This is a genomic window from Nocardioides sp. NPDC004968 (assembly GCF_040608935.1).
Taxonomy (GTDB): domain Bacteria; phylum Actinomycetota; class Actinomycetes; order Propionibacteriales; family Nocardioidaceae; genus Nocardioides.
Genome location: NZ_JBEXJF010000015.1, coordinates 49689 through 63624, shown reverse-complemented (window position 1 = coordinate 63624; position 13936 = coordinate 49689). Strand labels below are relative to the sequence as shown.

At 69.5% G+C, this 13936-nt stretch carries 13 protein-coding genes; 12 read left to right on the top strand and 1 reads right to left on the bottom strand.

Annotated features, from left to right (window positions below):
* Window positions 1–69: 69 nt before the first annotated feature.
* The 10 genes from ABZU72_RS15955 to ABZU72_RS15910 are packed head-to-tail and all read left to right on the top strand — an operon-like array spanning window position 70 to window position 9797.
* On the top strand, window positions 70–1035 hold the full coding sequence (locus ABZU72_RS15955; RefSeq protein ID WP_355019814.1) for an ABC transporter ATP-binding protein: 966 nt from the start codon (window positions 70–72) through the stop codon (window positions 1033–1035).
* The gene (locus ABZU72_RS15950; RefSeq protein WP_355019813.1) at window positions 1032–2033 is read left to right on the top strand and encodes an ABC transporter ATP-binding protein; all 1002 of its coding nucleotides are present in this window, start codon (window positions 1032–1034) and stop codon (window positions 2031–2033) included. Before ABZU72_RS15955 ends, ABZU72_RS15950 begins: the two co-directional genes overlap by 4 nt.
* A gap of 4 nt (window positions 2034–2037) precedes the next feature.
* Window positions 2038–3000: an ABC transporter permease gene (locus tag ABZU72_RS15945; RefSeq protein WP_355019812.1), complete on the top strand. Its 963-nt coding sequence runs from the start codon at window positions 2038–2040 to the stop codon at window positions 2998–3000.
* On the top strand, window positions 2997–3884 hold the full coding sequence (locus ABZU72_RS15940) for an ABC transporter permease (RefSeq protein ID WP_355019811.1): 888 nt from the start codon (window positions 2997–2999) through the stop codon (window positions 3882–3884). The genes ABZU72_RS15945 and ABZU72_RS15940 overlap by 4 nt, the downstream gene beginning before the upstream one ends.
* A gap of 25 nt (window positions 3885–3909) precedes the next feature.
* The gene (locus tag ABZU72_RS15935; RefSeq protein ID WP_355019810.1) at window positions 3910–5556 is read left to right on the top strand and encodes an ABC transporter substrate-binding protein; all 1647 of its coding nucleotides are present in this window, start codon (window positions 3910–3912) and stop codon (window positions 5554–5556) included.
* The gene (locus ABZU72_RS15930) at window positions 5553–6434 is read left to right on the top strand and encodes an MBL fold metallo-hydrolase (protein ID WP_355019809.1); all 882 of its coding nucleotides are present in this window, start codon (window positions 5553–5555) and stop codon (window positions 6432–6434) included. Before ABZU72_RS15935 ends, ABZU72_RS15930 begins: the two co-directional genes overlap by 4 nt.
* Entirely contained in the window at window positions 6431–6862 is a 432-nt protein-coding gene (locus ABZU72_RS15925; protein ID WP_355019808.1) for a Zn-ribbon domain-containing OB-fold protein, read from the top strand. The genes ABZU72_RS15930 and ABZU72_RS15925 overlap by 4 nt, the downstream gene beginning before the upstream one ends.
* Complete coding sequence (locus tag ABZU72_RS15920) at window positions 6859–8001, top strand: thiolase (protein ID WP_355019807.1); 1143 nt, start codon at window positions 6859–6861, stop codon at window positions 7999–8001. The genes ABZU72_RS15925 and ABZU72_RS15920 overlap by 4 nt, the downstream gene beginning before the upstream one ends.
* A 24-nt stretch (window positions 8002–8025) precedes the next feature.
* Window positions 8026–8940, top strand: a complete 915-nt coding sequence (locus ABZU72_RS15915; protein WP_355019806.1) for an SDR family oxidoreductase — start codon at window positions 8026–8028, stop codon at window positions 8938–8940.
* Window positions 8937–9797 (top strand): MaoC/PaaZ C-terminal domain-containing protein, encoded by an 861-nt coding sequence (locus tag ABZU72_RS15910; protein WP_355019805.1) that lies wholly within the window; start codon window positions 8937–8939, stop codon window positions 9795–9797. Before ABZU72_RS15915 ends, ABZU72_RS15910 begins: the two co-directional genes overlap by 4 nt.
* Window positions 9798–9818: 21 nt before the next feature.
* On the opposite strand, the gene ABZU72_RS15905 is transcribed toward ABZU72_RS15910, so the two are convergent.
* The gene (locus tag ABZU72_RS15905; protein WP_355019804.1) at window positions 9819–10463 is read right to left on the bottom strand and encodes a helix-turn-helix domain-containing protein; all 645 of its coding nucleotides are present in this window, start codon (window positions 10461–10463) and stop codon (window positions 9819–9821) included.
* Window positions 10464–10604: 141 nt separating this feature from the next.
* Between ABZU72_RS15905 and ABZU72_RS15900 the strand changes: the two genes are divergently transcribed.
* Together ABZU72_RS15900 and ABZU72_RS15895 are read left to right on the top strand one after the other, a co-directional pair.
* On the top strand, window positions 10605–11777 hold the full coding sequence (locus tag ABZU72_RS15900; RefSeq protein WP_355019803.1) for an acyl-CoA dehydrogenase family protein: 1173 nt from the start codon (window positions 10605–10607) through the stop codon (window positions 11775–11777).
* Complete coding sequence (locus tag ABZU72_RS15895; RefSeq protein WP_355019802.1) at window positions 11774–13903, top strand: acetate--CoA ligase family protein; 2130 nt, start codon at window positions 11774–11776, stop codon at window positions 13901–13903. Before ABZU72_RS15900 ends, ABZU72_RS15895 begins: the two co-directional genes overlap by 4 nt.
* Window positions 13904–13936: the final 33 nt, after the last annotated feature.

Below are 13936 nucleotides of genomic sequence, written 5' to 3'. Positions count from 1 at the left end.
GGAGGGTCCGATATGAGAGCACCAACTGGGTCCGCGAATGAGCCGCTTCTGCGCATCGAGGACCTCCACGTGGAGTTTCGGACCGGGGGCGGGACGGTCGAGGCGCTCAACGCCGTCGACCTCTGGATCGATGCGGGCGAGACCGTCGCCGTCGTCGGTGAGTCCGGCTCCGGCAAGAGCGTCACGGCGCTCGCTGTGCTCGGCCTTCTGGGAAACGGCCGGGTCAGCGGCGGTCGGATCACCTGGGACGGCAGGGACATCACCGGAGCCGACAACCACGACATGCGCGCCGTGCGGGGCAAGGACATCTCGGTGATCTTCCAGGACCCGATGACCTCTCTCGACCCCCTCTTCACGATCGGGCACCAGCTCGTCGAGGCCTACCGGATCCACCACGACGTCTCGAAGCGGAAGGCACGCGAGCGCGCGGTCGAGCTGCTGGACCTCGTCGGCATCCCCGAGCCCGAGACCAAGTTCAAGGCGTACCCCCACCAGCTCTCGGGCGGCCAGCGGCAGCGGGTCATGATCGCCGGCGCGCTCGCGTGCGACCCGCGCCTGCTCATCGCCGACGAGCCGACCACCGCCCTCGACGTCACCGTCGAGGCCCAGGTCCTGGCGCTGATCCGCGACCTCCAGGACCGGACCGGGGTCGGGCTGATGCTGATCACCCACGACATGGGGGTGGTGGCCGAGATGGCCGACCGGGTGGTCGTCTTCTACGCCGGACAGGTCGTCGAGACCGGCACCGCCGACGAGATCCTCGACCGGCCGCAGCACCCCTACACCCAGGCGCTGCTCGATGCGATCCCGCGACGCGACACCCCGCGCGATGAGGAGATGCCGGCGATCCCGGGCGCCGTGCCTGCGCTCAACGAGATGCCCAGCGGCTGCCGCTTCGTCACCCGCTGCTCCGAGGCCGGCCCCGAGTGCGACGCGCCCCAGCCGTTGCGCGACGTCGCCGGGCGACAGGTCCGCTGCTGGCGTCCGGACGAGGAGCGCGGTGCCCTCGCGCCGATGGCGGAGGTGGCCCGATGATCGTCCCCGGCGCCGCTCCCCTCGTCGAGGCACACGATCTCGTCAAGCACTTCGGCGACGGCAAGGGACTGTTCACCCCGAACCGCCCACCCGTACGCGCCGTCGACGGCGTCTCCCTGACCATCAGGCGCGGCGAGACCCTCGGTCTGGTCGGAGAGTCGGGCTCCGGCAAGTCGACACTCGGGCGTCTGATCCTCCGGCTGATCGAGCCGACCAGCGGTTCGGTCACCTTCGACGGTCAAGACATCGCCACACTGCCGAAGAACAGGCTGACGCAGCTCCGCAAGCGGATGCAGCTCGTCTTCCAGGACCCGTTCAGCTCCTTCAATCCACGGATGACCATCGCCCAGGTGCTGACCGAGCCGATGGTGGTCCACGGCATGGGCGACAGGGCCGGCCGGATGAAACGCGCCAAGGAGCTGCTCGACCTGGTCGGCCTCCCCTCGTTCGCGCTGGAGCGCTACCCCCACCAGTTCTCCGGCGGCCAGGCGCAGCGCATCGGGATCGCCCGAGCGCTCGCCACCGACCCCGACCTCATCGTCTGCGACGAGGCGGTCAGCGCACTCGACGTCTCCGTCCAGGCGCAGGTGCTCAACCTGCTCAAGGAGGTCCAGCGCGAGCTCGGGCTCTCCTATCTCTTCATCGCGCACGACCTCAACGTGGTGCGCTACATCTCCGACCGCGTCTGCGTGATGTACCTCGGCAAGCTCGCCGAGGTGGCCCACGCCGACGACATCAGCGAGCGGCCGAGACATCCCTACTCACAGGCCCTGATGGCGTCGATCCCCTCCCCCGACGCCCATCACCAGCTGCGTACGCCCCTCGCCGGCGAGATCCCCAGCCCACGACGGCCCCCGTCGGGCTGCCGGTTCCACCCACGCTGCAACCAGAGCGTCGACGGCTGCGACCGCGACGAGCCGGAGCTGCTGACCATCGGCAGCTCGAGCGACGCCCGCAGCGTCGCCTGCCACCTCTTCGACCCCACTTCAGCGAGGTGATCGCATGCTTCTCTACGCCGGACGACGCCTGACCTACGGCCTGCTCGTGCTCGCCCTGGTCGCCACTCTGGTTTTCCTCATCATCCGACTGATCCCCGGCGACGCCGTCCGGCTCCAGCTTGCCGACGCCCCCGGTGTCACTCAGGCCCAGATCGACCAGCGCACCGCCGAGCTCGGCCTGGACGAGCCGATCCTGACCCAGTTCGGCCACTTCGTGGGCGGGCTGGTCCAGGGCGACCTGGGCGACTCGTTCGACGACGAGCGGCCCGTCACGACCAAGATCCTCGAGCGCCTTCCCGCCACCCTCGAGCTCGGTCTGCTGGCCATCCTCTTCGGGATCCTGCTCGGCGTGCCGTTCGGCATGCTCTCGGCGATCCGCCATCACAGCGTCGTCGACAACGTCATGCGCTTCCTGGCGGTCATCGGCATGTCGCTGCCGAACTTCTGGCTGGCGCTCCTCCTGATCACCTTCCTGGCCCTGTGGTTCGGCTGGTCCCCACCACTGGTGTACGCCTCCCCCACCGAGGATCTCGCCCAGAACCTCATCCACATGGCACTCCCGGCGATCGCCCTGGGCGCCGCGACGATGGCCAGCATCGCCCGGATGCTGCGCTCCTCCCTGCTGGAGGTGCTCGGCTCCAACTTCATCCGCACCATCCGCTCCCGCGGCGCCTCCGAGCGAGTCGTCGTCCTCAAGCACGCAGGCCGCAGCTCGCTGATCCCGGTCTTCACCGTGCTCGGTCTGCAGGTCGGTCACATCCTGGGCGGCACCGTCATCCTCGAACGGATCTTCGCCATCCCGGGGATGGGATCGCTGATCTTCGAGGCGGTCGGGCAGCGCGACTACCCGGTCATCCTCGGCTGCGTCATCTTCTACGGCGCCATCTTCATCCTCGTCAACGTCGTGGTCGACCTGCTCTACGCGGTCATCGACCCGCGGATCCGTTACGAAGGAGCCTCCGCATGAGCATCGCCATCTCCGGGACCGCCCGTGCGGCCCGCCGACCACGATCCCGCAGCGGTCTGGTCCGGTTCACCAGGGAGCAGCCCCTCGGGGCCATCGCGCTCTTCCTGATCACGCTCTTCGTCGTGGTCGCCGTGCTGGCACCCTGGATCGCGCCGTACGACCCGCTCGCCCAGGACCGGGTCAACATCCTGACCGCTCCGGGGGTCGGCGGCCATCTCGCCGGCACCGACGAGCTCGGCCGGGACGTCTTGAGCCGGTCGCTCTACGGTGCCCGGACCTCCCTGCTGATAGCGGTCGCCACGCTCGCTCTCGGCGGTGCGATCGGCCTGATCGTCGGTGTCGTGTCGGGCTACTTCGGCGGCACCTGGATCGACTCCGTGCTCCAGCGCATCATGGACGCGCTGATGGCGATCCCGTCGATCGTGCTGCTGCTGTTCGTGGCCGCCCTGCTCGGCCCGAGCGTACGCAACACCGTGATCGCCCTCAGCCTGCTGGTGATCCCCTCGATCAACCGCGTCGCACGCGGCGAGATGCTCCGCATCCGCGAGGAGCCGTACGTCGAGGCCGCCCGCTCGGTCGGCTGCGGCACCCCACGGATCCTGCTCCGCTACGGCCTGCCCAACCTGATGGCCCCGCTCTTCGTGATGGGCTCGCTGCTCTTCGCGGTCATCCTCATCGCCGAGTCCGCCCTGAGCTTCCTGGGCATCGGCACCCCGCCACCGACACCCTCGTGGGGCCGGATGCTGAGCGAGGGCCGCAGCCAGCTCGAGATCGCCCCGTGGATGACCGTCGTTCCCGGTCTGATCCTCTCCGTGTCCGTCCTGGCGTTCAACCTGCTCGGCGACGCCATGCGCGACTTCCTCGACCCCAAACAGCGCCGCTAGCCCCATCCCACCCAAGGAGTCCGTGATGTCCCACCCCATGCTTCGCCTCACGAGATCACAGGTCCGGACCGCCGGTGCGGTCGCGGCCGCTGCCTGCCTCGCCCTGACCGCCGCCTGCGGAGCGGGCGGAACCGCCGCAGGGAAAGGCAAGATCGTCGAGGACGCCGGACCGCCCCAGGACGGCGGCATCCTGCACACCGCGGCCACCGCCGACGCGCCTTCGCTGGACATCCAGAAGGAGGCGTCCTACATGACCCATGTCGCGGTCGGAACGGTCTACAGCCGGCTGGTCGCACCGAAGACCGGCAAGGACGTCGAGTACGGCTCGAGCGAGCTCGAGGGCGACCTGGCCGAGAAGTGGTCGAAATCGGAGGACCTGAAGACCTGGACCTTCAACCTCCGACAGGGCGTCAAGTTCCACGACAAGCCGCCGGTCGACGGGCGCGAGTTCACCTCGGCCGACGTCAAGTGCACGGTCGACCGGATCAAGACCCTGCCCGGCCACCAGCTCGGACTGGTCGCCGGCGTCACCGAGGTGGAGACCCCGGACCCCTACACCGTGGTCTTCACGCTCGGGTCGGCGAACACCGCCTTCGACCAGACGATGGCCAACCCGTTCATGGCGATCCTCCCCTGCGAGGGCACCAAGGGCGAGTTCAACCTGGCCGAGGAGGCGATCGGCACCGGCCCGTTCATGCTGAAGAGCTGGAAGCGTGACCAGGAGCGGGTGATGGAGAAGAACCCCGACTACTTCGTCGAGGGCCTCCCTCACCTCGACGGCATCCAGACCACCGTGCTCCCCGACGCCCAGGCGCAGATCGCCGCGCTGCGCAGCGGCAAGCTCGACATGATCTCCTCGCTCTCCACCGAGAAGCGCCAGGTCGACCAGCTCCTCAGCCAGATCGACGGGCTGCAGCTGCGTACGGAGAAGGGGATCACCCAGACCCGGGTCTTCATGAACGCGCAGGAGGGGCCGTTCAGCAAGCTGGAGGTCCGCCGCGCGGTCGCGCACGCGATCGACAAGGAGGGCATGATCAAGGCCCTGCGCTCGGGCGGGTCGCTCACCGGTCCGATCTCGCCGACCCTCTTCGGGGCGCTGCCCCAGGACGAGGTCGACGGGCTGCTGGAGTACGACCCCGAGAAGGCCAAGAAGCTCCTGGCCGACGCCGGCTACCCCAACGGCTTCTCGGCCGACCTGGTCGCCACCGACGGCTACGGCGAGACCATCCTGCGCGAGGCCCAGTGGGTCCAGGAGGACCTCGCCAAGATCGGCATCAAGCTGACCATCGACCAGCAGGACTACGCCACCTACGTCAGCTCGACCTGGCCCGAGACGAAGTACGACATCATGTACGGCCTGCAGACCCCGATGCTGACGGCCGACGAGTACCTCACCTCGGAGTACACCAGCACCGGCACCCGCAACTGGTCGAAGGTCGACGACCCGGAGCTCGACGAGATGGTCGCCGCCCAGCGCGTCATCACCGACGAGGCGCAGCGGGAGAAGGCGCTGCAGGACATCGAGCGCTACATCATGGAGAACGTCTCCACCCCGCTGCCGCTCTACGCCTACGACACCCAGACGCTGTACTCGGGCAAGGTCCACGACTACTACCCGCACCCGGACTACAGCTCCCGCGAGCTCCAGAACGTCTGGATGGAGCAGGAGTGAGCAGCGGCCCTCCCGTCCAGAACGAGTACCGTCGGGACGACTCCTGCCGCATCGACGCGATCTGGGACGTCGGCGGGGCACCGCCGCGACCTGAGGAGCCGGTGGAGGTCACCGATGGCGTCCACCTGCTCCTCGCGCCGAACGCCAACCACTGGACGTACGAGGGCACCAACACCTGGATCGTCGTCGGGGAGCGTCGGGCCGTGGTCATCGACCCCGGTCCGACCGACCCCGACCACCTGGACCGGATCGACGAGGTGGTGCGAGGAGCCGGGGCCCGCGTCGAGACGATCCTCCTCAGCCACCATCACGGCGACCACTCCCAGGCCGCCCATGCGGTGGCCGAGCGATGGCAGGCGCCCATCAGGCCACGGATCCAGCACGGGATCATCCCCGACGGGACCCGGATCGACCTGGGCCGGCGCACCGAGATCCGCACCCTCACGACTCCCGGGCACACCTCCGACGGGGTGAGCTTCTCGCTCGGCGACCGCCGCGTGATGCTCACCGGGGACACCGTGCTGGCCCGGTTCAACCCCTATATCTCGCACCCCGACGGCACCATCGCGGACATGCTCGGCTCGATGGCCCGGATCGCCGGCCTGGTCGACGACGACTGGATCCTCCTCCCGGGACACGGGCCGGCGGTGCGTGAGCCCACGACGTACCTGCGGGCGCGGATCGCCGACAGGCAGCGCCGGATCGACCAGGTCGCCGGCCTGCTGGCCGACGGCGTGGCCCGCGAGCAGGTGACCGACCACGTCTACGCCAAGGTCGACGACCAGCGTCGTCCGGCCGCCCGGGCCTCGGTCGAGGCCATCCTCCATTACCTCGACACTCGCGCCCTCGGGAAGCGGGAGAAAGGCAGCACCGTATGAGTACGACTCACCCCGAGGTCTCTCCAGAGGCACGGTTCGCGCCGCGGGCGACCCCGGAGACCCAGCCCTACTGGGACGCCACCGCCGCCGGCAGGCTCGACCTGCCGAGGTGCCGGCCCTGCGACCAGGTCTTCTTCTACCCACGCTCCTCGTGCCCTAGGTGCGGCTCAGCCGACCTCGAGTGGGTCACCTGCTCCGGCAGGGGCCGGCTGCACACGTACGTCGTCTCCCACCGTCCCGCGCCCGGCTTCCCGGTGCCGACCGTGATCGCCGTGGTCGAGCTCGAGGAGGGTCCACGGATGATGACCAACCTGGTCGACGCAGATCCGGGCGCCCTCGAGCTCGACATGCCGGTGGAGGTGCGCTTCGAGCAGCGCACCGGCGTCGCCGTGCCCGTCTTCGCCCCGGTGAAGGAGTACGCCCGATGAGCCGCGACGTCGTCATCATGGGTGCTGCCGAGACCGACATCGGCAAGCTGCCCACCACCTCGACCCTCGAGCTGCACGTCGAGGGCGCCCGCCGGGCTCTCGCAGACGCGAACCTGACCAAGGACCAGGTCGACGGCATCGCATCGGTCTCGATCCCCGGCCCGATCCAGGTCGCGCACAGCCTGGGGATCACCCCGACCTACATCGACGGCACGGGCGTCGGCGGCTCCTCGTTCCTCTTCCACGTACGTCACGCCACAGCAGCGATCAAGGCGGGCTACGCCGACGTGGTGCTGGTGACCCACGGCGAGTCCGGCCGGTCCCGGGTGGGCGCGCCGATGCATCCGCGCGCCAACGACTCGGTGATGGCGCAGTTCGAGATGCCGTACGGGATCACCGGTCCACCGACGAGCTTCACCGTGCCTGCCCGACGGTTCCTGCACGAGACCGACAACACCCTCGAGCAGCTCGCCGAGGTCGCGGTCGCCCAGCGGCGCTGGGCCTCCCGCAACCCTCGCGCCATGTTCCGGGAGGAGGTCAGCGTCGACGACGTCCTCGGCGCCAAGATGATCGCCGACCCGTTCACCCTGCTGATGTGCTGCCTGGTGACCGACGGCGGTGGCGCGCTGGTCGTCGCTTCCCGCGAGTTCGCCGAGGCGCACGGGAGCGACAAGCCGCTGGTCCACATCCTCGGCACCGGCGAGGCGGCCACCACGCCGCTGATCTCGCAGATGGAGGACATGACCCGCTGCAAGCAGTTCACGTTGTCCAGCCAGGCGGCGTTCAAGGAGTCGGACACCTCCCCGTCCGACATCGACCACCTGATGATCTACGACGCCTTCGCGCACGTCCCGCTCTACGGCTTGGAGGACATGGGCTTCGTCGGCCGTGGGGAGTCGGGTGCGTTCGTCGCCGACGGGCACACCTCCCCCGGCGGACGCCTGCCGATGAACACCAACGGCGGCGGCCTGTCCTACACCCACACCGGCATGTACGGGATGTTCGCGATCCAGGAGTCCGTACGCCAACTGCGCGGCGAGGCCGCCGCGCAGGTCGACGGGGTCGGCACCAGCCTGGTGCTCGGCAACGGCGGCATGTTCATGAGCGCGGCGACCCTGATCCTCGCCAACCAGCGCTGACCCCACCACCGAAGGAGCAGACCCATGGCAAGCACCGACCGACAGGTCGTCATCATCACCGGCGCCGGCCGCGGCCTCGGCCGCGCGCACGCCCTTGAGTTCGCCCGCCGCGGAGCGGCGGTCGTGGTCAACGACCTCGGCGCCGGCCTCGACGGCACCGGCAAGGCCGACGACCCCGCGCAGCAGGTCGTCGAGGAGGTACGCGCCCTCGGCGGCGAGGCGATCGCCAACGGCAGCGACATCAGCGACCCCGAGGGCGCCCAGAAGCTGTTCCAGGACGCCCTCAACGAGTGGGGCAGGGTCGACGTACTGGTCAACAACGCCGGAATCCTGCGCGACCGGATGCTGGTCAACATGTCCATCGACGAGTGGGACGCGGTCATCAAGGTCCACCTGCGCGGCACCTTCGCGCCGATGAGCGTGGCCGCCCAGCACTGGCGCGAGCTCTCCAAGCAGGGCGAGGACGTGGATGCCCGGATCATCAACACCACCTCCTCCTCCGGGATCTACGGCAACCCGGGGCAGATCAACTACGGCGCCGCCAAGGCCGGCATCGCGGCGATGACCGTCATCGCCGCCCAGGAGCTGCGCCGCTACGGCATCACCGTCAACGCGATCGCCCCCGCGGCGCTGACCCGGATGACCGAGAACCTCAACCCCAACCGGCCCCAGGTGGCCGACGGCGAGTGGAACCCCGGCGCACCGGAGAACGTCTCCCCCGTGGTCGCCTGGCTGGCCTCGAAGTCCGCGCGCGAGGTGACCGGTCGCGTCTTCAACGTACGCGGCGGGCACGTGAGCGTGGCCGAGGGCTGGGTCGCCGGCCCCACCGAGGAGAAGGACGGCCCGTGGACCGTCGAGGAGCTCGACGTGGTGCTGCCCAGCATGATCGCGGAGGCACGGGCGAACTCGCTCACCAGCGGAAGGACCCCGGAAGCATGAGCTTGGACCAATCCGTCATCGGCGTACGCTCCGAGCCCGAGGAGCGGTCCTGGACCAGCGCCGACACCCTGCTGTACGCCGTCGGCGTCGGCGCCGGGCACGACGACCCGCTGACCGACCTGCGCTACACCAGCGAGCACGGCGACGATGCCTGCCCGGAGCAGAGGGTGCTGCCCACGTTCGGCGTGATGGTCACCTGGGGCGCCAGGCGCGGCGGGAGAAGGATGGGCGACTTCAACCCGGCCATGCTCGTCCATGCCGAACAGGAGGTCGTCCTGCACCGGCCCCTGACCGCGGAAGGGACCGTCTCGCTGACATCCCAGGTGACCGGCATGTACGACAAGGGCTCGGGAGCACTGGTCGCGAGCGAGGCCGAAGCGGTCGACCCGGCGACGGGCGAAGCCGTCGTGACCACGCGCAGCTCCGTGTTCATCCGGGGCGAGGGCGGGTTCGGCGGCGACCCCGGGCCCAGGATCGCCTCGCCGATCCCCGAGCGCGATCCCGACGAGCTGGTGACGATGCCGACCTGGCCCGGCCAGGCCCTGCTCTACAGGCTCAGCGGCGACCGCAACCCGCTGCACTCGGACCCGCGCTTCGCCGCGCGCGGCGGCTTCGAGCGCCCGATCCTGCACGGGCTGTGCACCTACGGGGTCACCGGCCGGGCCCTGATCGGCGCCGTCGCCGGAGGCGACGGGAACGCGATGGCCTCGATGGCCGGCCGGTTCTCCTCGCCGGTCCTCCCCGGCGAGACCCTGCAGGTCGCGATCTGGCGGGTAGACGAGGTGACGACCGCCTTCCAGACCAGGAAGGAGGACGGCACCGTGGTCATCGACCGCGGGCTGGCCACATGGCGCTGACCGTCGAACGCACCCTGGGAGCTACTCGGCCGCCTGAGCCGCGGGCTCGGCGACCTCCCCGACGAAGAGCCGCTGGGCCAACGCGATCGCGTGCCGAGACACCCGCCGCGCCTGGCGCTTGGTCTCGCACGCGGCCGTCATTCGGGCCGCCTCACCGATGAGCGCGGTCAGGATCGCGCCGAGCAGCTGGTTCTCGTCGCTGACCCCGAGGCCGAGCACCTGCAGGTTGCGGCGGATCCACTCGATGTTGCGGCGTCGGCGCATCATCTCGAACCCCGGCGGGCCGTCGCCGGCGTAGAAGACGGGCAGCAGCTCGCGGTCCTCCCAGACCGCGTCGAGGTAGGCCAGGGCACCTGCCTCGAACTGGTCGAGCGGCGCCTCGACGCCGCTCTTGCGCGCCTTCGCGACGCTGGCGGCCGCAGCCGCGGCCAGCCGGTCGACGTACTCCTCCCACAGGGCGAGGTAGAGCTGCTCCTTGCCACCGAAGTGGTGGTAGACGCTCCCGACGCTGGAGCCGGCACGAGCGACGACGTCGGAGACGCTGGCCACTGCGTAGCCCTTCTCCGCGAAGACCTCGCGCGAGGCGTCCAGGAGCTGACGGCGCGTCTCCTCGGTCTTCGCCCAGCGACGCCCTCCCGGGCGCTGCGATTCGACCTCTAGGGCCATCGTTCACTCCTCGTCGTGGTGCCGGGATCTTCTCACAATATGCGCAATTCCTCTTGACGACGAACCGCTACTGCGTGACGCTTCTCATAGTTCATTCTAGAAAACCATTCTAGAAACTCACTCTAACCGAAGGAGCGGGCAATGATCGACTTCGCGCTGGGAGAAGAGCATCGAGCAGTCAAGGAGGCCGTGCGCCAGTTCGTCACCAAGGAGGTGATGCCACTGGAGGACCAGGTCCTCCTCAACGAGCGCAACGGCCGTCCTGCGCTCGAGCCGGGACAGCTCAAGGACCTGCAGGCCAAGGCCCGCAAGTACGGCTACTGGGGCATCAACACCCCGGAGGAGTACGGCGGCATGGCCGCGGGAGCCGTGATGTCGGCGATCATCGCGGGCGAGGCCGGCCGCACCTTCGTGCCGTTCCGTTTCGGCGGTAGCGCGGACAACATCCTCTACGCCGGCACCGAGGCGCAGAAGCAGGAGTACCTCATCCCGACCATCGAGGGCGATCGCCGCAGCTGCTTCGCGATCACCGAGCCCGGGGCCGGCTCCGACGCCCGCAGCATCCGGTCCAGGGCGGTCCGTGACGGCGACGACTGGGTGATCAACGGTGAGAAGGTCTTCATCACCAACGGCAACGAGGCCGACTTCGTGATGGTCTTCGCCGTCACCGACCCGGAGAGGGGCGCCGACGGCGGCGTCACCTGCTTCCTGGTCGACCGGGCGATGGGCTGGGAGTCCACGCCCATCCCGACCATGGGCGAGTGGGGTCCGGCGGCGTTGAGCTTCCAGGACGTACGCGTGCCGAACGACCACATCCTCGGCGAGGAGGGCAAGGGCTTCGAGCTGGCGATGCAGTGGATCGGCAACGGTCGCTTCATGATCCCGGCCGGGGCCATCGGTGCCGCGGAGCGGATGCTCGAGATGGCGATCGAGCACGCCAACAACCGTCACTCGATGGGCCAGGCGATCGCCAACTACCAGTTCATCCAGGGCCACATCGCCGACAGCGCCGTCGAGCTGGAGGCCGCCCGCTGGCTGACCCTGCATGCCGCCTGGCAGGTCGAGAACAAGATGGACGCCCGGCACACCTCCTCCATCGCGAAGCTGTACGGCACCAACATGGCCAACCGCGTCGTCGACCGCGTCCTCCAGATCCACGGTGGGATGGGCTACACCAAGGAGCTCCCTCTGGAGCGTTGGTACCGCGAGCTGCGCCTGCTCCGCATCTTCGAGGGAACCGACGAGATCCAGCGCCGTACGATCGCCCGAAATCTCCTCAAGGGCAACGTCAAGGTGGGAGCGTCGTTGGCATGAGCACCGTCGACGCCGACCGGCTGCAGGAGTTCTTCCGCCCGAAGTCGGTCGCCCTGGTGGGGGCGACCGACAAGTCGGGCTGGTCACTGAGCACCTACAACAACCTTCTTCAGCACGGCTTCTCCGGTGACGTGCACCTGGTGAACCCCAAGACGCCTGTCGTCCACGGTGTCGAGACCCACCGCAGCCTCTCCGCCATCCCGGGGCCGGTCGACCTCGTCTATGTCATGACGCCGATCGAGGTCGTGCCGCTGGTCCTGGAGGAGGGTGCGGCCCGCGGCATCCGGAACTACGTCATCCTCACCGCCGGCTACGGCGAGGTCGGGGAGGAGGGCGCGGTCCGCGAGCAGGAGGTCGCCGACATCGCCCGCAGGCACGACCTGACCGTTCTCGGCCCCAACGGGAACGGGTTCATCAACGCGGCGGACTCGATCACGCCGTACGGCCTGCCGATCCCCCCGCCGCTCCTGGGTGGTTCCGTCGGGGTCGTGCTGCAGAGCGGTGCGCTGGCCAGCAACGTGCTGGCCTTCGCCCAGGCCCGCAACATCGGGATCTCGCTCCTGGTCTCGATGGGCAACGAGACCGTGATGTCGGTGACCGACGTGATGAACGCGCTGGTCGAGGCGCCGAACACCAAGGTGATCGCGCTCTTCCTGGAGAGCATCCGGCACCCGGAGGAGTTCGCCGAGATCGCCCGGCGGGCGCTGGCGGCGGGCAAGCCGATCGTGGCTCTCAAGATCGGCCGCAGTGTCAAGGCATCACGGACCGCACAGGCCCACACGGGTGCGTTGGTGGGCGACGACAAGACCGTCGACGCCGCTTTCCGTCAGCTCGGCGTGATCCGCGTGGGCTCGTTGGAGGACCTGATGGTCACCGCCGGCATGCTCGCCGAGACCGGCCCGCTCCCGGGCAACCGGATCGGCGTCGTCACCCCCTCGGGCGGCGCCTCCGAGATCATCTCCGACCGTGCCGAGGACGAGGGGCTCGAGCTCCCGGAGTTCGCCGAGGCGACCACGGCAGCGCTCCGGGAGGTGCTGCCGCCCTTCGCCACGCCGAACAACCCGCTCGACGTCACCGGCTACGTGCTGCTCGACCGCCAGCTCATGTCGAAGGCGCTCGACGTCGTCGCCGCCGATCCTGGTGTCGACGTCATCATGCTGCTGCAGGACATGCCCCGGACGACACCCGACTTCGACCTCGCGGTGGAGACCTACCGGCACACGGCCGGGGTGATCCGCTCCTCGCCGAAGCCGGTCGTGATCGTGGGCAACGTCCTGATCGACGTGAGCGAGACCGGGCGGGCACTTCGGGAGGCGGCCGGCTACCCGCAGATCGCGGGTGGCATCGAGCACGGGATGACGGCGCTGGGCCACGCGGTCCGCTGGTCGCAGACCTACCGGCGCCATCAGTCCGGCGCGGATGCGCCGGTCGCGGTCGAGGTCGAGGTGACGGTCGCGGAAGGGCTGCCATCGCGCACCGGGACGTGGACCGAGCGTCATGCGTCGGCGTTCCTGGCGGCCAATGGCATCCCGATGGTGCCGTCCAGGGTGGCCACCTCTCCCGACGAGGCCGCGCGCCACGCGGAGGAGGTCGGCTTCCCCGTGGTGCTGAAGGCGGCCGCCGACGATCTGGAGCACAAGAGCGACCTCGGTGGCGTGGAGCTCGGCCTGCACGACGCGGAGTCGGTACGCACCGCGGCCGCACGGATCGCCGCCTCCCTCGCGAAGGCGGGCCACGACGGCACCACGACCGTCGTCCAGCCGATGCGCTCGGGTGGCACAGAGTTGCTCGTGGGAGTCGTCCGCGACCCGTCGTGGGGGCTCACGCTGGCGGTGGCGATGGGCGGCGTCTGGGTCGAGATCCTCGGCGACTCCCAGCTCCGCCTGCTACCGGTCTCGGAGGCCGAGGCCCGGCAGGCGGTCGAGTCCCTGCGCAGCGCCGCCGTCCTCCGGGGCGCCCGCGGCCAGGCTCCGGTCGACCTGGACACGCTCGCCGGCGTGGTGGCCAGGATCGGCGCGATCGCCGTGGCTCTCGGCGACGAGCTCGAGTCGCTCGAGGTCAACCCGCTGCTGGTCTCCGGGGACCGGATCGAGGCGCTCGACGCGCTCATCACCTGGCGGAGCTGAGCCACACACGAGGCCCGGGGCGCGAACAGCGCC

Excerpts from the sequence above, each read along its gene's own strand:
- ABZU72_RS15950 (WP_355019813.1), top strand. The coding sequence starts at position 1,032 with ATGATCGTCCCCGGCGCCGCTCCCCTCGTCGAGGCACACGATCTCGTC.
- ABZU72_RS15945 (WP_355019812.1), top strand. The coding sequence starts at position 2,038 with ATGCTTCTCTACGCCGGACGACGCCTGACCTACGGCCTGCTCGTGCTC.
- ABZU72_RS15940 (WP_355019811.1), top strand. The coding sequence starts at position 2,997 with ATGAGCATCGCCATCTCCGGGACCGCCCGTGCGGCCCGCCGACCACGA.
- ABZU72_RS15935 (WP_355019810.1), top strand. The coding sequence starts at position 3,910 with ATGTCCCACCCCATGCTTCGCCTCACGAGATCACAGGTCCGGACCGCC.
- ABZU72_RS15925 (WP_355019808.1), top strand. The coding sequence starts at position 6,431 with ATGAGTACGACTCACCCCGAGGTCTCTCCAGAGGCACGGTTCGCGCCG.
- ABZU72_RS15920 (WP_355019807.1), top strand. The coding sequence starts at position 6,859 with ATGAGCCGCGACGTCGTCATCATGGGTGCTGCCGAGACCGACATCGGC.
- ABZU72_RS15915 (WP_355019806.1), top strand. The coding sequence starts at position 8,026 with ATGGCAAGCACCGACCGACAGGTCGTCATCATCACCGGCGCCGGCCGC.
- ABZU72_RS15910 (WP_355019805.1), top strand. The coding sequence starts at position 8,937 with ATGAGCTTGGACCAATCCGTCATCGGCGTACGCTCCGAGCCCGAGGAG.
- ABZU72_RS15905 (WP_355019804.1), bottom strand. The coding sequence starts at position 10,463 with ATGGCCCTAGAGGTCGAATCGCAGCGCCCGGGAGGGCGTCGCTGGGCG.
- ABZU72_RS15900 (WP_355019803.1), top strand. The coding sequence starts at position 10,605 with ATGATCGACTTCGCGCTGGGAGAAGAGCATCGAGCAGTCAAGGAGGCC.
- ABZU72_RS15895 (WP_355019802.1), top strand. The coding sequence starts at position 11,774 with ATGAGCACCGTCGACGCCGACCGGCTGCAGGAGTTCTTCCGCCCGAAG.